This is a genomic window from Helicobacter apodemus, from assembly GCF_000765745.2.
GTDB lineage: Bacteria > Campylobacterota > Campylobacteria > Campylobacterales > Helicobacteraceae > Helicobacter_D > Helicobacter_D apodemus.
Map to the genome: position 1 here is coordinate 17,529 of NZ_JRPC02000019.1, position 16,897 is coordinate 34,425.

Sequence of the window (16,897 nt, forward strand, 5' to 3'; positions counted from 1 at the left end):
GGTTATTGGTCGCTTTCTTGGAAGTCGTTTTTGCCTCTTGCGATGAAAATAATCTTAGTCCCGCTAAAATCAAAATGTTCGCGTAAGAAATTCGCCAAATATCGCTTGTAGCTAAAATGTAGGCTTTTGGGTCTATTCATAATAAGTGCGATTTGCGGGGGTTTGTTGTCAAATTGCGTAGCATAATAGATTTTGACAATTTTTCCTTTATCGCTAGGGATAGGGTGTTTTATGGTTGCTTGCTGGAGAATATCATTGAGTTTAGATGTAGGGATTCTAAAGCTAAAATTTTTATAAACTTTTAAAATCTCCTCCTCTAGTTTTTGGATATGCCTCCCATTTTTGGCTGATATGGTGAGGGTTGGGGCGTATTCTAAAAATCTAAAACGTAGTTTGAAATCTTGCATAATAGCTTTAAAATCCTTATAGGCAATATCCCATTTGTTAAAGACTACAATAGTGGCTAGTTTATATTCATCAATTAATCCTGCTATTTTTTCATCAAGCTCTACAAAGGGTTTAGAAGCGTCTAAAACTAAGAGTGCAATATCTGTTTTGCTTAAGACTTCTTTGGTGCGAAGCAGGGCAAATCTTTCTAAATCCCCTATCTCTCCTTTGCCAATTTGCCCCCTGCGTCTGATTCCAGCCGTATCGACAAAGCATACTTGGGTTTCACCAATAGTGCTAATCTCATCGACAGGGTCTATAGTTGTCCCTGCAATATTAGAAACTAAAGAACGTTCTTGTCTTAATAAAGCATTTAAAAGAGAGCTTTTACCCACATTTACGCGTCCTATGATACCTATATTAATGCTCTCTTGTGTGTGGGAGTGTTCTAAAAAATCCTCTAAGGATTCCTCCTCCTCATTATGGAATAATGGTGCGATGGGTTGGTCTTTAAAATGCTTTAAAATAGCGTTTTGCAATCCCGTAATCCCTCGATTATGGGTAGTGGAGATGAAAAAATAATTTTTACTCCCAAATTCTGTGAAACTCCATACTTGCTGTTCCTCTTTTTCATTATCGATTTTATTAATGACTAAAAAAATATGCGGGTTTTTTTTCTCTAGGTGGTAAAAAATCTTTTTATCCTCCTCATTGGGGGGCTCTTTGCCATCAAGTAGGTATAAAATCAAATCGGATTCTTCTGCAACTTTGAGGGAATTAGAGGAGATATGTTCAAAAAAGTCGTTTTTTTTATCTAATCCTCCAGTATCAAGGAGTAAAAAATTCATCTCACCAAGCGTGATATGGGCTTTTTTAATATCCCTTGTTGTGCCTGCTATTTTGGAGGTGATAGCAATGCGTAATTGGCATAAGCGATTAAAAAGAGAGCTTTTGCCGGCATTGGGACGCCCTATAATAGCAATAGAGCCATAAATTTTATCCATAATGAAGCCTTTTATAAAAGGGGGATTCTACTAAGAAGTGAGGAATTTTGTCAAATGCTTGTAGATTGAAGCATAAAAATCTTATTATTTTAAAAAAATAAAGAATTAAACGATGAAACAAGAGAGCGAAGCGATTTTATCCATACTTTTTGCTGGTTTTTTATTTACGCTTATGGGAATGTTTGTAAAGGTTTTAACGCCTAATTTACCGGCTATGGAAATAGTCTTTGCAAGGAATTTTTTTGGGCTGATTTGGGTTATGGTGGCTTTATGGTTTAATCCTCCTAAAATGCAACAAGGTGGAAAGCCTTTTGTGCTACTTTTTAGGGGTTTTGCTGGAGGTAGTGCAATGATGGCATATTTTTATAATATGTCGGTAATGCCTTTGGGAACTGCCTTTGCTTTTTCTGCAACTTCACCCATCTTTTTGGCACTTTTGGGAGTGATTTTTACACACCAAAAGGTTGCTTTGAAAGTATGGATAGCTATTTTTATAGGTTTTTTTGGGATTTTATTAATTAGTAATCCAACGAGTATTTCTTTAAGCTTTTCTGGATTGATACTTGGTATTTATAGTGGCTTAGGGGCTGCTTTAGCTTATTTATCAATCGTTAAACTTTCTAAAGCTTATGATACAAGGGTGATTATCGCTTCTTTAATGCTTAGTGGTTCTATTCTTCCGCTTTTTACGCAATTAATACCTTATGAGATATACCCCATTGCTCTTTTTGAGAGATTTGTTATGCCCACTCTTTGGGAGTGGATTCTTATCCTGGGTTTAGGTGTGGTTTCAACTTATGCACAAATTTATCTTACTAAAGCTTATAGTATGGGGAATCCTCCTATTATTGGTGTTATGTCTTATATGACGATTTTTATGGCAACCTTTGCGGGTATTTTATTGGGGGATAAAGTCCCTAATATCTTTGTGATTATTGGGATGCTTTTAATAGTCTTAGGTGGAAGTTTGGCTGCTTTTGGCAAAAAATAGAGAAGGTTATTTAGCGATAGTTGCTATTAAAATTTCTTTTTCTAAGGTATAGAGTTCATAGCGGATATTTTTGAATTTTTGGCTTTTTTCTAAGTCGTAGAGCTTTAATATTTCTTCTAATACGCGTGAAGATTCTTGTGTGCGTTTGAAATTTGCAATCATAATGTCTTGTAGATTGGTGCGTTGCATTTCCTCTTGAGTGGTAAGTTTTAAAATATCATTTTGGGAATCTCTAGCAAGAAGCGGGTTTTCTTTTAAAGAAACTTTGCATCGATGACGTAATTTTTTGAGTTTTAACGCAAGGTTTTTATTATTAAAAACATAACGAAGCATATCTTCTATAACGCGAATCCCCTCGCGTAAGCGATTGAGATTAGCATCAAGGATACGAAGTGTTGAATCTTCTAGATTCAAATTTTATTCTCTTGAGTTGAAGATTCCAAGAATTTGTAATAAAGAAACAAAGAGGTTTAAAAAATCTAAATATAAACTAACCGCGGCCATTACAGGGCTATCATAAAGACCTCTTAGAATGTTTTGTGTATCATAGGCTATAAATAAGCTAAAAAGAATTGCTCCAACGCCTGCAATGATAACTTGTAAGATTGGACTACCTAAAAATAAATTAATTAAAGAACCAATTACAACAACAATAAGTGCAATAAAGAGCATTTTCCCCATATTGGCTAAATCTTTGGTAGTGCGGAGTGCAAAAATACTCATTATGCCAAAAATAGCGGTAGTTAATAAAAAAGCTTGAGCAACAATAGAAGCACCACCTGGCATTCCTAGGATTCTACTTAAAATAGGGGTTAATGTTAAGCCTGTAACGAAAGTAAAGCCAAAAAGCATAGCAAGGTTGATACCGGGTTTTGCTTTGGTAAAAAATAATCCAAAAAGTAGTGCAAATTCTAAAATAACAAATCCAATATAGTATTGGGATACAATATTACCAAGACTGCTAATTCCGACATAAGCACCAACTGTTGCAGCTAAAAGGGAAGCGGCAAAAAGCTGATAAGTTTGTTTAACAAAACTAATTAAAGCAACATCGTTTTGTGCAAGATTATTTTCCACATATTGTGAATTATAATCGCTTTTAATAGAATTTCTATTATATAAAGACATTATTCATCCTTAAAATATGGAGTTTAATAAGGTCAATATTGTAGCGTATTTTTTAGTAAAATTCCATAAAGGGATAAAAGATGTAAGGTTTTGTATGTTAGAATATTTGTTTAATTTGGAATTTGTAGAAATACTTAAGGGAAAAATCAAATGGGGAAGATAAAAATCTTTATCAATGGATTTGGTAGAATCGGACGCTGTATAGCTCGTGTTGTTTTATGTAATAGCTCTGATAGATTTGAAATAGTTGGCATTAATGATTTAGCAAATTGTGAAGTGTTAAGCTATCTTTTAGAACACGATTCTATCCATAATCAAAGCATAAAAGCTAAACAAACAGAACATAACATCTTTGAATTTAATGGCTATAAAGTCCCCTTTAGCGCAAAGAATAATCCCTCTGAAGTTGATATTAAAGGTGCGGATGTTGTCCTTGAATGTAGTGGGTTGTTTTTGCAGAGAGATTTTGTGGAATGCTATTTACAAAAAGGGGCTAAGAAAGTTATTTTTTCTGCTCCTGCTAAGGATGATACCTCTACTTTTGTTTTGGGGGTTAATCATCATCTTTATAAAGGAGAATCTATAATCTCTAATGCTAGTTGTACGACCAATGCTTTAGCACCTATTGTAATGCTTCTTGATAGGGAGTTTGGTGTAGAAAAAGGAATTTTAACTACGATCCATAGTTATACAAATGATCAAAACCTCATAGACTGCGTTCATAAGAAAAACGATTTACGACGATCTAGAGCAGCAGCGGTTAATATCATACCTACAACTACAGGAGCTGCTAAGGCATTGCATCTAGTTTTGCCACAAATGAGAGGCAAGCTTCACGGGCATAGTGTAAGGGTTCCAATCCCAGATGTTTCGATGATTGATTTAAATATTAATTTGAAAAAAGATACGACTAAAGAAGCGATTAATCAACTTTTTGAAGAGTCTTCTTGCTCTGTTTTAAAGGGTATTTTAGGTGTTGATAAATCTTATGGCGTTTCTCAAGATTTTATTAATAATCCTCTAAGTAGTATCATCGCTAGTGATTTAACTTTTGTATTAGAAGGAAATATGGCAAAGATTATGGCTTGGTATGATAATGAATGGGGTTATTCCAATCGTATCTTAGAGATGGCAGAGTGGATTTTAAAGGATAAATAAATGCGAGTTATTGGTATTTTTTTGTGGGTAATGGCTTTAGGGGGTGTGTTGTTAGCAAAAAACCCTCATTTTTCGCTCTATACTTTAAATGGCGAAGAAGAGGGGCATACTTTACTTGTAATTGGTGGGATTCACGGCGATGAACCCGGGGGGTATTTTGCTCCAGCGATTTTAGCACAATATTATACGATTAAAAAGGGTAATGTTTGGATTGTGCCTAATCTTAATCCTGATAGCATAATGGCATTTAAACGAGGCGTTTATAAAGATATGAATCGCAAATTTGCACATATTAGCCCCAAAGATCCAGATTTTGATAATGTTGTTAGAATTAAAGAGATTATTAAAGATCCTAAGGTGAATTTTGTTGTTAATCTTCACGATGGGCATGGATTTTATAGGGAGAAATGGGAAAATTCTATTTTTAATCCTAAGGCTTGGGGGCAGACTTATGTTATTGATCAAAAAAGTTTAGATGATGTGCTATTTGGTGATTTGGATAATATTACTAAGCAAATTGAGATGAAGCTTAATCAAAGTTTGCATTATGATTTTCATACCTTTGGAGTTCGTAATACACAAACGCGTTTTAATGATGAAGAACAGCAAAATTCTTTAACCTTTTTTGCAGTTACTAATCTAAAACCTGCTATTGCTATTGAAACTAGCAAGAATATTAAAGAATTAGCTTTAAAGACCTTTTATCAACTAAGCTCTATTGAGGTTTTAATGGATATTATGGGGATTGAATATGAGCGGGGCTTTGAAATGAATTTAGAGGAAGTTGGTAAAAAAATTAAAGAATATGGAAAATTAAGTATTAATGAAAATATTACTTTAGAGCTTGAGAATATTAGAAATGTTATAAATTTTATGCCTTTAAAAAAAGGAGAGAATAACTTTATATTCACTCATCCATTAGGCAAGATTTATCAAAGCAAACAAGGCTATGAAGCTTTTGTTGGGCATCAAAAGCTTACTTTGTTAAAACCTGATTACTTTGCTATGGAATGCGATATTAAAGATATGAATATTTCCTTAGATAAGCAAGCATTACAAGCTGTGAAGTTTGGGGCAATATTAGAAGCTAAAGAGCAGTTTTTAGTAGAAGGTAGAGAGGGAATAAGGGTCAATGTGATTGGTTATGCAAAAAAGGGGGTAGTAAGTGAGGATGATATGGAGATTAAACTCGATTGGATTGATGGAAATTACTCCTTAGATAAGGATAAAAAGATTTTTCGTATTGAAGTTTATAAAGGGAGTAATTTTTGTGGGATGATTAATATAAAAAAAGGAAACTAATGCAGCATAAAAAAGCAGTTGTTCTCCTAAATATGGGGGGTCCTAATAATCTTTTAGAGGTCAAAACATTTTTGCAAAATATGTTTAATGACCCCTATATTTTATCGATTAAAAGTAGCTTTTTTCGCAGCCTTCTTGCAAGTTTTATTACGCATAAAAGGCTTGAAGAGGCACAGAGTAATTACCAAGCAATTGGTGGTAAATCTCCCCTTGTAGAGCATACTTTTGCTCTCTGTGAGACTTTAAGACAACTAAATTCAAGCTATTTTTATACTTATGCTATGCGTTATACCCCACCTTTTGCTAAGGATGTTGTTAAAGAGCTAAAAGCAAAGGCTATAGAGGAGATTATACTTTTTAGCCTCTATCCGCATTTTAGTTATACTACAACGCAGAGTTCTTATGATGATTTTATAAAAGCCTTAAAGGAGCTTGATTATCATCCAAAATTATGTTTTGTGAGGAATTATTATTCCGATAAAATGTATAACCAAGCTGTGATTAATCGTATTTGTCAGGCTTTAGGAGGTGATGATTGCAGAGAGTTTCATTTGATATTTTCCGCACATTCTCTGCCCCAAAGAAATATTGACAAAGGTGATCCTTATCAAAAAGAAATTATTGCTAATGTAGAAACCCTAAAACCTATGTTAGAGGAAGTAGGGTTATATTTTAAGAGTATTAAAATAGCTTATCAATCTAAAATAGGTCCTATAAAATGGCTAGAACCAAATTTGCAAGATATGCTTAAAAACTATAAAGATGAAAAACTCCTTATTTATCCTATTGCCTTTAGTATTGATAATTCTGAAACAGATTTTGAACTCTCTATCCAATACAAAAAAGAATCTCAAACCTTGGGTATTAAAGACTATCGTGTAGCAAAATGTCTTAATAGTGGGGAAGATTTTGCAAAAAGTATTTTGGGGTTAATCCATTCAGAAGTTTGTCAAAGTGTAGAGTTAGCTAGATAAAGGAGGTATGATGCAATATGGAGATCTTTTTAGCTATTTAGGAAAAATTCAAATAATTTTAGAACAAAAAGCCATTAGTGGTTATGCTGCTTGTATTGTAAATTCAGGATTTGGAGATATTGTTACCAATGCTAGTATATCATCTATTGTCCCACAGATTTTAGGACTTGAGTTTAAAGGTATTACTTCAAAAGTTGCTTGTTATGATGATGTTAGTAATTGTATAAAGTTATTTCCCTATTTTTGGAGGAATAGATTCTATGCAGATTTTTTAAAAGATATTAATTTTATGCATTTTGCTAGAGATGAAGTTTTTATTATTGAGGTTGATAATGTGTTGCTTGATATGGAATCTTTAATTATGCAATTCTCTAAGGCTCCTAGAGGTTCTATAATATGTATAGCCCCTATTAATTTGTTTTATACCAATGATTATGGAATATTTGCCTACCAGCTTGGGATAGATTTGTATGATAATGGATTTACCCAGGCATTGCAAAAGAATCTTTCTAAGAAGGGCTTTTATGATGATGTTGATTATTCTCCTATGAATATTTGCGTTCATCAAAGAATAGGTGATAGTGGTATTCTTGAGATAAATTCCAATGGGGATATTATTAGCACGGATTGGATTGCAAGAGAGGATAAATACAAGCAATATGGTTGGTATAATTTAAAAAATAAAAAAGGTTCCCAATGGCTTTATGGTGAGTATCGTAAAAATCATTCCTTAAAAGATTTTATCCAAAAATTGAAATTAAACTTTCATAAAGCAAGGATTTATTTTATTAGTGATGGTTTTGAAACGGCTCACCGAGTATTAGAGCAACATCCACTTGCTAAAAAGCATTTATTGGGACTTAATATAAGCTATGATTCCACGGTGGCTAGAAAATATGGAGAAGAATTTATCAATGTTATTAAAGACTTAAAAGAAGTTGATAAGGTTATTATTGGTGAAGACTATGTTTCATTTTTGGAATGTATTAAAATCATCCTTAGTTCTCATTTGGTTTTTTCTAATCGTAGGGCTTATATAATGAGGACTTTGCTTGGGTTTAAAGCCGATAAAAGCTTTCCACAAATAGTTTGCATTGATGGATTAGAAAATGGAGCAGAATTTTATTTGCAAAAGAAAAATATATGGACTAATGGAGCGTTAAGACAAGAAGTTAGTAATAGTTTTTTATCTTTTAACTCAAACATTCATCAGAAATATGCTTATTTTAACCTATATAGGGAATCTAATTTGAAATTTAGTATGCCATCTTTCTATTCTGCCTCCTCCCGCATTAAATCTCATCTTTCTTATAAACTAGGACAAGCTTTGATTTTAAACTCTAAAAGCCTATGGGGATATATAAGAATGCCTTATGTATTATCTTATATCAAAGATAAACATAAACAAGAACAAAAAGAATATCAAGAAAAGATAAAAAAGAATCCTAGTTTAAAACTTCCTACCTTAGAATCTTATAGAGATTATAAAGATGCTTTAAAAATAAAAAATACACTTTCTTATCAATTAGGGGAAGCACTCATAAAAGCTGATTCTAGCGGGGGGGGGGGCGAATATTTGCACCTTTATTTGCCTACATCACATTCTTCAAAGAAGTGCGTAAGTTAAAGAGGGAGTTTAGGGAGAAAAAGGGAATGCCCTGCAAAGGGCAGTTTGTTATTAACCCCCTAGATTAGTGAAGGGCTTATAAAAGTTTTTGGTGTGGCGGGCTTTTGAAATTTTATTTTTTTGATGTTAGGAGGTTTCGCAAGGAATTTTTAGCAAAGAAAAAATAATATTGATCTCACTCCATCCAATCTAAGATTTTTGTAACTTCTTGCACTTCAAAGCATCTAATGTTGAGGTGTTGGGTGGGTTTTTTAGGTAAGATAGCTTTATTAATCCCTAGTGAGAGGGATTCTTTTAGCCTTTGTTCGATATTTGGGACTTCCCTTATATCGCCTACTAAGCTTACTTCCCCGATAAAAATACTTTGTGAAGAGATTGCTCTGTTGCGGAAGCTTGAAAGAATGGCTGCAACGATGGCTAAATCAGCAGCGGTTTCTACGATCTTAATGCCACCGGTGATATTGATAAAAACATCATAGCGATTAAGCGGAATTTCTAGTTTTCTCTCTAACAAAGCTAAAATCATATTGAGGCGATTGGTTTCAAATCCTGTAGAAGAACGTTTAGGTGTTCCATATGCACAATCACTCACTAAGGCTTGCACTTCTAAAACTAAAGCTCTACTACCCTCTAAAACTACACTTAAGGCACTTCCGGGACTAGCAGTCTTTTGGGAGAAAAAGAGTTTTGAAGCTTCTTTAGCGCCCACTAAACCATTGCTTTTCATTTCAAAAATACCCACTTCACTGGTATTTCCAAAACGATTTTTAAAGCCTCTTAAGATTCTAAGTTCTCTATTGGAATCCCCTTCAAAATACAAGACACAATCAACCATATGTTCTAAGATTCTAGGACCTGCAATAGAGCCATCTTTAGTGATATGCCCTATAATAAAAACGCAAATTCCATAATTTTTGGCTAAACGCATAAGCTCAAAGGTAACTTCACGCACTTGTGAGACGCTACCTGGAGAGGAGGTGATTTTCTCACTATAGAGGGTTTGGATACTATCAATAACTAGCATTGTATAATCCCGCTCTTTGTTTTGGATGGTTGTAAGTATGGATTCTAATTTAATTTCATTAAGCAAGTAAAGATTAGGATTCATAGCCTTTAATCGTTCTGCTCGCATTCGGATTTGGGAGGCACTCTCCTCTCCACTTACATATAAAACATTTTTTCCATCACTAGCTAGATTGCTAGAGATTTTTAATAACAAAGTGGATTTACCAACGCCCGGACTTCCACCTACAAGATACATCCCCCCTACGACAATTCCGCCACCAAGAACAATATCAAGTTCCTTTTCTTGAGAGCTAAAACGCGTGAATGTTTCATCTTGTATTTCTGTAATGGGGATAGCTTTAGAGGTATCATTCAATGCTTGTAGGCTTTGGATATGCGTTTCTTTAAGTTCTAAAAAGCTCTCCCATGCACCACAATTTGAACATTTTCCTAACCATTTTGGGCTTTGTAAGCCACAATGTTGGCATTCAAAGATTTGTATTTTTTTCTTCGCCATATTCCCTACTTTTTGTGGAATCATAACGCATTCTTAGAAAATTTACAAAATCATTGAATGCCTAAAAAATAATGAGGCGGATAGTTTTTGTTAAATATCAAATGTAATCCCTCGCTAAAAGAATAAATTTCATAATCGCAATGAATCCTTTGACAAAGAATCCTTAAACTTTGTTGTGTAAAAATAGAAATATGTCCATTTCTTGGGGTAATATACCACCAGTGTGTGCCTATATCTAAGATATTTTGCGGTTGCAGTAAGGTAGAGAATAAAAACACTCCCTCTTCTTTTAGCATTTCAAAAATTTCTTGGAATGTCTTAAAAACATCACTAATATGCTCGACCACTTCAAAAGCGACAATTACATCGTATTTTTTCGTAGGTTTAGTTTTGAATTTATCACTAAAAGCATCATAACCCTCTATTTTATATCCATCTTGACGGAGAATTTCAAGCATTTTGCCATTGCCACAGCCATAATCTAAAACATCTAAATTCCGCTCCATCTTCAAGTTATCCCGTAATAAAATGGCATTGGATTGCGGACGCACCTCAAGATAATCTGGGTCAAAGTAGGTATAATCTTGGTTATAAATAAAATGTGAAAATTCCTCATTGCTCCACTTATCAAAAGCACAAGTAAAGACGAAACCACAAAAAGAACAGTGATAATAATAAATAGGGATCCCGCACAAATTTATTTTTGTCGGACTTTTATTAAAATCGCAAACATCAAACAACAACGCTTGGTTTGCACAGCATTTACATAATAGTGTGTGGGGGGGGGGGATTGATTTTATGTTGAATTTCATATTAATCTTCAAAAATAGAATCTAAAATTGTTTGAATATATTGATTTTCATCAAAGGTAATAATATCTTCAAGGCTCTCACCCGTGCCAATATAGAGGATTGGTGTGCGTAAAGTGTGGATAATGCTAAAGATTGCTCCTCCCTTGCTACTCCCATCAAGCTTGGTAATAATCACCCCATCAATGCCTCCTAGACTCTGGCTAAAAACTTTGGCTTGTTGTAGGCTTGAAGTGCCTTGTGTGCCATCTAGGATAAGTATTTTTCTATGGGGAGCACCTGTCTTAGCTTTATCGCAGATTCGGAGTATTTTTTGTAATTCATTTTGCAGATTGGTTTGGTTATGTAATCGTCCTGCGGTATCAAGAAGCACATTATCTATTTTTTTAGCTATGGCTGAAGTGATAGTATCATAAGCAACTGCAGAGGGGTCATGCCCGATTTTTGAAGCAATAATTGGGATATTTAGTTTATTTGCCCATAAGCTTAATTGCTCAATAGCTGCAGCCCTAAAGGTATCCCCAGCACCTAAAATTACACTTTTGCCTTGTTTTTTATAGATATTAGCAAGTTTGGCAATAGTTGTGGTTTTGCCCGCTCCATTAACCCCTACAATAAGATCTACACAAGGTTTTTCATCAACAGATTTAATTTGCACTTTATCATAATAGCTCTCCCCCCTAAAAAGTCTAAGTAAGGCGACTTCAAGCTCATTTTTGCTAATTTCTTGGCTTAAAGGGGAGAGTATCATCTCTACTAAATCATAATCCATATCTGCAGTAATAAGAATCTCCTCTAATGCTTCTTTGGGGAGCTTTGTTTGTGCTTTAGGTAGAAGCTCTTTGATATTTTGTGTGGTTTTTTCTAAAGTTTTTTTGAATATCCCAAACATTCCTTACCTTTTTTCTATCTTTTCTAAGAGGTCAAATTCAATCATTTCTTCAGGGACTGCCCCTAGATAATGAATAATATAAGAGCCATTTTTATCATAAAGAACTAATAAAGGCACACCTTCAATGCCATTAAGGGTTTGCAGGAATTTTAGTCTCTTAGAATCTACAATTATAGGGAATTGGATGTTGTTTTCCCTAGCAAATACTTCTAAGACTTGATTGAAGTCATCAGAATTTTCTATGAAGTCATCAATAGGGATTCCATAAATGGAGATTGCTTCATTAAATTGTTGGCGTAAGTTTTCTAAATGTGGTATTATTCCTTCACAAGGCTCACACCAGGTTGTGAAAAAGAATAAAATTTTGATATTTTTGGTATCAGAAGTAATGATGAAATTTTTAAAGATTTCTTCTTCTTTGGGGTCAATATTTTTAAAATTGCCATTATTTTTTGTGATTTGTTGGATAGTAAGTTTGCCTTTTTGTGTATCTTCTAAGGTGAGTTTTTTAAGGTTGGAGGATTTAGTCTTATCACCGCTAGCAGTTTTGGTATTATCACAAGCAATAAAAAGAAGTAAAATGCTAAGAGTTAAGATTATGTGTTTCATTGCTGTCCTTTGTTGTTAGTGTTTAAGTAGATATTCAAAAACAGAATTTTTAAAATCTTCGAAATTTTTTAATGCTATCAAGGGGATTTTTAGCCTTATAATGCCATAAGAATAGGGCAGAATTTCATAGGGTTGGTAGAGGAATATTACTCCATCATAATCTAATAAAATTGAATCAGAAACTTTAAAGTCTTCAAAATTTATATAAGTTTGTGGTGGGGGAGTTTCTTTGGGAAGTCTTTTGAGATATTCTCTATATTTTTTCCAAAGAAGCGTTTTTAATTGATGATTATTCAAGTTTATATTTTTATCAATAGGTATTAGCCCTTGGCTTTTTGAGAGTATAATGCCTTGTTTGGTTGGCATCCCGTGTGCTCCTCCAGTATATAAATAACTACTTCTTTCAAAAACTAATAGTTCATCATCAAAATAAACAAGCGTATCCATAACATTATCTTCTAATGGGGAGTATTTTAAGAGTTCTTGAGCTTCTTTCTTGTCGGTATTAGCATTTTTGATATATTCTTGCATAGAAGCTTTTGCCTTTTCATAAAATAGCTCTTTCCCACTTCCACAAGAAAAATTTTTTTCATACATTTGCTCTAGAAGTTTTTGAATTTTACTATCTGTTGAACATTGAAAAAGGATTGAAATTTTATTGTCTGGATAATTAGGGTATTCATAAATGGCTTCTTGTGCTTTTAGGCTAAAGCTTGTTTGAATAAGTAAATTGTGTGTTTCTTCAATTTTACCATTATGGACTTTAAAGCTATAGATTCCACATTTTAAGCTACCATTTTTAAGCGGTATTTCTTCGTCTAATAAACAATTTTGAGAATCTTTTCCTTGTATCCCTGCAAAAAATATTCCTTTTGCAGAGTTTGCAATAAAGAGCTTGTGCTTATTCAATAAATAAGTTGTGTAAGTAATTTCTTGCGGTATTTCACTTTGGGTGGCATAGCTATGAAGCGTTGAAAAAATAAAACAAAATGCAAGAAAAATAATTTTATAAATTCGCATATTACTCCTTTTTAATTTTATTTTCCTCATTAATACTTAAAAAATGGGATTCTATCATTTTTTTACAAAATTCCTATCAATTCCTTGATTTTTAAAAAAAGCATTGTTATAATTCCTAGCTTATTTTTGCGGGAGTAGCTCAGTGGTAGAGCATAACCTTGCCAAGGTTGGGGCCGCGGGTTCGATCCCCGTCTCCCGCTCCATTTTAAAACATTGAAATAATCTTTGCCCGGGTGGTGAAATGGTAGACACAAGGGACTTAAAATCCCTCGAACACTGCGTTCGTGCCGGTTCAAGTCCGGCTCCGGGCACCACTTAAGGCGACATAGCCAAGCGGTAAGGCATGGGCCTGCAAAGCCTTGATTCCCCAGTTCGAATCTGGGTGTCGCCTCCACATTATATTCTATTAATTTTACGGGAGATGGCTGAGTGGTCGAAAGCGGCGGTCTTGAAAACCGTTGAGGGTAACACCTCCGGGGGTTCGAATCCCTCTCTCCCGGCCATATGCGTATAATATTTCAAAGTAATGCAAACATAAAGATAGTCTAAAGTTTGTGAATGGCTTTGAGGGTTTTTTGATTGGACAATCCCTTTTGTTGTAGGCTATAAAATAAATGAAGTCTATAACAAACATTCCTTAAACTATCTATAAACCCTAATATCTTTACCCTAATTTTAATTATAAATCTCTTTTACCTTTAAACTTTATGGTGTTTCCAAATTCCGCTTTGAAAGATTTTCCAATAGATAAAAGCGCGTAAAAAAGTCTCACAACAAATACAAATATAAATATAAATGATAGGATATTTCAATGTAGCTATAAAATAACAAGGAATTACACGAATCCCCCAAATCATTAAGCCATTAACTATTAAGGTAATTTTAGTAATACCAGCACCCCTTAAGGCACCATCTAAGATGCAAATATACGCAAAGGCTATTTGTGAGATTCCTATAGGTATGAGATAACGGACACTTGCTTCAATAGTTTTTAAATCCTTGCTAAAAAAGCTTGAAAATAAGGGTGCAAAAATACTCATAATAATCCCAATAACGCCCATAAAAACCCCTCCTAAAAACAGAGCATTTAAAGTGCTATATCTTGCTTCTAAAGGTTTTTTAGCCCCAAGATTTTGCCCCATAAGCACCATGGAGGCTATCATAAAGCCAAATCCTGGCATAAATGCAAATCCTTCTATTCTTGTAGCGATTTGATAACCGGCTAAATCATAAGTCCCATAGAGGGCTACAAATTTTGTCATTAAAATAATGGCAAAAAGTGTAAAAAGCCTTTCACAACCTGATGGGATTCCAATTATTAAAGCCCTTTTAATATAATTAAAATTGATTTTACCCTTTAAGGATAATGGGCTTTTTTTATAAAATATAAGGCAGAAAAGTAAAGCTAAAGTCTCTAAAATATTAACGATTAAAGTCGCTATTGCTGCACCTTTTACCCCAAAGGCTGGAATAAGAAAAAACCCAAAGATAAAGGAATATTTAATAAGAGGATTAAGGAGTGTGATGAAGATTTTAATCATAAAAGGGATATTAGTTGCCCCTGCAGCGGAGAAAGCAGAAATACTCACTTGCTTTATCAATAAAAGCGGAATACTAAAAAGCGTGATGGAAAGGTAAGAGTATGCAATTTCTTGTGCTTGTTTAGAGATATTAATCCATTCAAAAAAAGGTGTAAAGCCTAAAAAAGCAAGAGTGGTTAAAGGGATAGAGAGACACAAAGAAGCAAAAGTCAAGCTCACAACGACTTCATTAGCAGCATTTTTATTGTTAGCCCCTAAAAAGCGTGAAACTAATGCACTATTGCCGACAAAAATAATTGTAGTAAAAGCAAAGGCAAGTAAAATATAGTTCAAGCTTACTCCAACAGCTACAATAGCATTTGCCCCAAAAATGCCGATTAAAAAAAGATCGATGGAGATATTGATAATATCTAAAAGAGAGTTTAAGCCCGAGGGGATAGCAATATGTAATATTTTCTTGCTTCTTTGTGTAGAGTAAAAATGAAAGTATTTTCTAAGCACGGGCTACAAGTCTTGCAGTAACAGCAAAGGTGGAGGATTGGTTATTAAGGATTTGGGTGGGCTTTTCTTCATAAAAGAGTATTTCTAAATCTAAAAATGCTTTTAAAAGTTCATTCTTTCGTAAAAAATGTGAAGGGTTGGTAATGGGAGCATTATAGGTTTCATTATCGTTTTTTACAAAGGTTTCAAAGATTAAAATCCCTCCCTTTTTTAACCCTTGTATTATAAAGGGAAATAATCTCCTTTCTAAGAAAAAGCTATTGCAAATTAAATAATAACTCTTTTTTGGGATTATGAAAGTATCTAAATCTGCACATATAGGGTTGATATTAGGGAGATTTTGTAAATGAGAGATTGCAAAAGGAGAAATATCAACGCTATCAACAATAAATCCACTATCACGCATAAAAAGACTATTCCTTCCCATTCCACAAGCAATATCTAAAGCTTTACCTTTTTTAGCAAAGATAATATTTTGCACTAAAAGCTCTAGTGGGTTAGTTGGGGTTTGGTTATTAGCGTGGCGATAATCCCACTTTTCCTTATCACTAGTCATCAAAACATTTCAAGAGACTTTGGTAGGAATCAATGCGTCTATCGCGTAAAAATGGCCAGATTCTACGAATTGTTTCAGTTTGACTTTTATTCCATTGAAAATATAAAATTTCTTCTTTAGTTACACTTCCTAAGGTTAAAAGTTCTCCTTGTGCTCCAAAGGCAAAGCTAGAACCCCAGAAGCGAATCCCTTTTAAAGTGCCACTTTTATCTTCTTCAAAACCTACGCGATTTGTAGCGATAACAGGAATTGCATTAGCTATGGAATGTCCCCTTTGTATCGCAATCCAAGCTTCTCTTTGTCGCTCTTTTTCTTCCTTAGTATCTTCATCAAACCAGCCAATAGCCGTAGGGTAGATTAAAATTTCAGCACCTTTTAATGCCATAATCCTTGCAGCTTCAGGATACCATTGATCCCAACAAATAAGAATTCCAAGCTTACCCAAGCTTGTTGTTATGGGCGTAAAGCCTAAATCCCCTTGTGTAAAATAGAATTTTTCATAAAATCCCGGATCATCGGGAATATGCATTTTGCGGTATTTACCCGCAATTTCTCCATTTTTTTCAAAAACAACGGCAGTATTATGATAAAGACCACTTGTTCGAGGTTCAAAGAGGGAGGTAACTAGTACTGCTTTATTGTTTTTAGCGATTTGACTAAAATATTCGCAATCTTCTTGAAAACTTAGAGCATAATCAAAAAAATCTGTATTTTCACTTTGACAAAAATATTCTGTAGTGTGTAATTCTTGTAGCACTATAAGTTGTGCGTTATTTTGTGCTGCTTCTTTTATCATTTTTGCACTTCTTTGCATAGTCATAGCTTTACTTCCTTGGAATGCTTGTTGTATAAGTGCAACTTTTATAGTCTGCATTG

General features: G+C 34.0%; 16 protein-coding genes and 4 tRNA genes. 9 read left to right on the plus strand and 11 right to left on the minus strand.

Features of this window, described 5'->3' with window-relative positions:
• Nucleotides 1–2 precede the first annotated feature (2 nt).
• On the minus strand, nucleotides 3–1,391 hold the full coding sequence (der, locus tag LS72_RS07525) for a ribosome biogenesis GTPase Der (protein ID WP_034553979.1): 1,389 nt from the start codon (nucleotides 1,389–1,391) through the stop codon (nucleotides 3–5).
• Between the two features lie 112 nt (nucleotides 1,392–1,503).
• Between der and LS72_RS07530 the strand changes: the two genes are divergently transcribed.
• Nucleotides 1,504–2,382 (plus strand): DMT family transporter, encoded by an 879-nt coding sequence (locus LS72_RS07530; RefSeq protein ID WP_034553976.1) that lies wholly within the window; start codon nucleotides 1,504–1,506, stop codon nucleotides 2,380–2,382.
• 6 nt (nucleotides 2,383–2,388) lie between these two features.
• On the opposite strand, the gene LS72_RS07535 is transcribed toward LS72_RS07530, so the two are convergent.
• Together LS72_RS07535 and LS72_RS07540 are read right to left on the minus strand one after the other, a co-directional pair.
• The gene (locus LS72_RS07535; protein WP_034553975.1) at nucleotides 2,389–2,796 is read right to left on the minus strand and encodes a hypothetical protein; all 408 of its coding nucleotides are present in this window, start codon (nucleotides 2,794–2,796) and stop codon (nucleotides 2,389–2,391) included.
• Between the two features lie 3 nt (nucleotides 2,797–2,799).
• The gene (locus LS72_RS07540; RefSeq protein ID WP_034553973.1) at nucleotides 2,800–3,510 is read right to left on the minus strand and encodes a Bax inhibitor-1/YccA family protein; all 711 of its coding nucleotides are present in this window, start codon (nucleotides 3,508–3,510) and stop codon (nucleotides 2,800–2,802) included.
• Nucleotides 3,511–3,660: 150 nt separating this feature from the next.
• On the opposite strand from LS72_RS07540, the gene gap reads away from it, so the two are divergent.
• From gap to LS72_RS11400, 4 genes are read left to right on the plus strand one after another with little or no spacing between them, the layout of a single operon-like run.
• Nucleotides 3,661–4,668, plus strand: coding sequence for a type I glyceraldehyde-3-phosphate dehydrogenase (gap, locus tag LS72_RS07545; RefSeq protein ID WP_034553971.1), 1,008 nt, complete (start codon nucleotides 3,661–3,663; stop codon nucleotides 4,666–4,668).
• Nucleotides 4,669–5,970: a M99 family carboxypeptidase catalytic domain-containing protein gene (locus tag LS72_RS07550; protein WP_034553968.1), complete on the plus strand. Its 1,302-nt coding sequence runs from the start codon at nucleotides 4,669–4,671 to the stop codon at nucleotides 5,968–5,970.
• On the plus strand, nucleotides 5,970–6,944 hold the full coding sequence (hemH, locus tag LS72_RS07555) for a ferrochelatase (protein WP_034553966.1): 975 nt from the start codon (nucleotides 5,970–5,972) through the stop codon (nucleotides 6,942–6,944). The genes LS72_RS07550 and hemH overlap by 1 nt, the downstream gene beginning before the upstream one ends.
• Before the next feature lie 10 nt (nucleotides 6,945–6,954).
• Nucleotides 6,955–8,571 (plus strand): hypothetical protein, encoded by a 1,617-nt coding sequence (locus LS72_RS11400; RefSeq protein WP_238700768.1) that lies wholly within the window; start codon nucleotides 6,955–6,957, stop codon nucleotides 8,569–8,571.
• Nucleotides 8,572–8,746: 175 nt separating this feature from the next.
• Here LS72_RS11400 and radA read toward each other — a convergent pair whose 3' ends face one another.
• Genes radA through LS72_RS07585 form a run of 5 tightly spaced genes read right to left on the minus strand, consistent with a single transcriptional unit; the run spans nucleotide 8,747 to nucleotide 13,423 of the window.
• The gene (radA, locus tag LS72_RS07565) at nucleotides 8,747–10,093 is read right to left on the minus strand and encodes a DNA repair protein RadA (protein WP_034555310.1); all 1,347 of its coding nucleotides are present in this window, start codon (nucleotides 10,091–10,093) and stop codon (nucleotides 8,747–8,749) included.
• Nucleotides 10,094–10,143: 50 nt separating this feature from the next.
• Nucleotides 10,144–10,905 carry a class I SAM-dependent methyltransferase gene (locus LS72_RS07570; protein WP_138155241.1) on the minus strand — a complete coding sequence of 254 codons (762 nt, stop codon included), beginning with the start codon at nucleotides 10,903–10,905 and terminating at the stop codon, nucleotides 10,144–10,146.
• A gap of 1 nt (nucleotide 10,906) precedes the next feature.
• Nucleotides 10,907–11,794, minus strand: coding sequence for a signal recognition particle-docking protein FtsY (gene ftsY / locus LS72_RS07575; RefSeq protein WP_138155242.1), 888 nt, complete (start codon nucleotides 11,792–11,794; stop codon nucleotides 10,907–10,909).
• A 3-nt stretch (nucleotides 11,795–11,797) separates the two neighbouring features.
• Nucleotides 11,798–12,403: a TlpA family protein disulfide reductase gene (locus LS72_RS07580; RefSeq protein WP_238700769.1), complete on the minus strand. Its 606-nt coding sequence runs from the start codon at nucleotides 12,401–12,403 to the stop codon at nucleotides 11,798–11,800.
• Nucleotides 12,404–12,418: 15 nt separating this feature from the next.
• Nucleotides 12,419–13,423: a DUF3298 and DUF4163 domain-containing protein gene (locus LS72_RS07585; RefSeq protein ID WP_034553932.1), complete on the minus strand. Its 1,005-nt coding sequence runs from the start codon at nucleotides 13,421–13,423 to the stop codon at nucleotides 12,419–12,421.
• A gap of 128 nt (nucleotides 13,424–13,551) precedes the next feature.
• Between LS72_RS07585 and LS72_RS07590 the strand changes: the two genes are divergently transcribed.
• The 4 genes from LS72_RS07590 to LS72_RS07605 all read left to right on the plus strand — a co-directional run bounded on the left by LS72_RS07590 (nucleotide 13,552) and on the right by LS72_RS07605 (nucleotide 13,926).
• Nucleotides 13,552–13,626 (plus strand) — tRNA-Gly (locus LS72_RS07590).
• Nucleotides 13,627–13,650: 24 nt separating this feature from the next.
• A tRNA-Leu gene (locus LS72_RS07595) sits at nucleotides 13,651–13,737 on the plus strand.
• Nucleotides 13,738–13,742: 5 nt separating this feature from the next.
• Nucleotides 13,743–13,817 (plus strand) — tRNA-Cys (locus tag LS72_RS07600).
• A gap of 21 nt (nucleotides 13,818–13,838) precedes the next feature.
• Nucleotides 13,839–13,926, plus strand: a tRNA-Ser gene (locus LS72_RS07605).
• 195 nt (nucleotides 13,927–14,121) lie between these two features.
• Here the strand turns inward: LS72_RS07605 and LS72_RS07610 are convergent.
• The 3 genes from LS72_RS07610 to LS72_RS07620 are packed head-to-tail and all read right to left on the minus strand — an operon-like array spanning nucleotide 14,122 to nucleotide 16,895.
• A complete protein-coding gene (locus LS72_RS07610; RefSeq protein WP_034553931.1) occupies nucleotides 14,122–15,465 on the minus strand; it encodes an MATE family efflux transporter in 1,344 nt (447 codons plus the stop codon).
• Nucleotides 15,458–16,021 (minus strand): class I SAM-dependent methyltransferase, encoded by a 564-nt coding sequence (locus LS72_RS07615; RefSeq protein ID WP_034553930.1) that lies wholly within the window; start codon nucleotides 16,019–16,021, stop codon nucleotides 15,458–15,460. Before LS72_RS07615 ends, LS72_RS07610 begins: the two co-directional genes overlap by 8 nt.
• On the minus strand, nucleotides 16,014–16,895 hold the full coding sequence (locus LS72_RS07620) for a carbon-nitrogen hydrolase (protein WP_034553929.1): 882 nt from the start codon (nucleotides 16,893–16,895) through the stop codon (nucleotides 16,014–16,016). The genes LS72_RS07615 and LS72_RS07620 overlap by 8 nt, the downstream gene beginning before the upstream one ends.
• Nucleotides 16,896–16,897 lie beyond the last annotated feature (2 nt).

Excerpts from the sequence above, each read along its gene's own strand:
- ftsY (WP_138155242.1), bottom strand. The coding sequence starts at position 11,794 with ATGTTTGGGATATTCAAAAAAACTTTAGAAAAAACCACACAAAATATC.
- LS72_RS07615 (WP_034553930.1), bottom strand. The coding sequence starts at position 16,021 with ATGACTAGTGATAAGGAAAAGTGGGATTATCGCCACGCTAATAACCAA.
- gap (WP_034553971.1), top strand. The coding sequence starts at position 3,661 with ATGGGGAAGATAAAAATCTTTATCAATGGATTTGGTAGAATCGGACGC.
- LS72_RS07620 (WP_034553929.1), bottom strand. The coding sequence starts at position 16,895 with ATGCAGACTATAAAAGTTGCACTTATACAACAAGCATTCCAAGGAAGT.
- radA (WP_034555310.1), bottom strand. The coding sequence starts at position 10,093 with ATGGCGAAGAAAAAAATACAAATCTTTGAATGCCAACATTGTGGCTTA.
- LS72_RS07540 (WP_034553973.1), bottom strand. The coding sequence starts at position 3,510 with ATGTCTTTATATAATAGAAATTCTATTAAAAGCGATTATAATTCACAA.
- LS72_RS07580 (WP_238700769.1), bottom strand. The coding sequence starts at position 12,403 with ATGAAACACATAATCTTAACTCTTAGCATTTTACTTCTTTTTATTGCT.
- LS72_RS07570 (WP_138155241.1), bottom strand. The coding sequence starts at position 10,905 with ATGAAATTCAACATAAAATCAATCCCCCCCCCCCACACACTATTATGT.
- LS72_RS07585 (WP_034553932.1), bottom strand. The coding sequence starts at position 13,423 with ATGCGAATTTATAAAATTATTTTTCTTGCATTTTGTTTTATTTTTTCA.
- hemH (WP_034553966.1), top strand. The coding sequence starts at position 5,970 with ATGCAGCATAAAAAAGCAGTTGTTCTCCTAAATATGGGGGGTCCTAAT.
- LS72_RS07530 (WP_034553976.1), top strand. The coding sequence starts at position 1,504 with ATGAAACAAGAGAGCGAAGCGATTTTATCCATACTTTTTGCTGGTTTT.
- LS72_RS11400 (WP_238700768.1), top strand. The coding sequence starts at position 6,955 with ATGCAATATGGAGATCTTTTTAGCTATTTAGGAAAAATTCAAATAATT.
- LS72_RS07550 (WP_034553968.1), top strand. The coding sequence starts at position 4,669 with ATGCGAGTTATTGGTATTTTTTTGTGGGTAATGGCTTTAGGGGGTGTG.
- der (WP_034553979.1), bottom strand. The coding sequence starts at position 1,391 with ATGGATAAAATTTATGGCTCTATTGCTATTATAGGGCGTCCCAATGCC.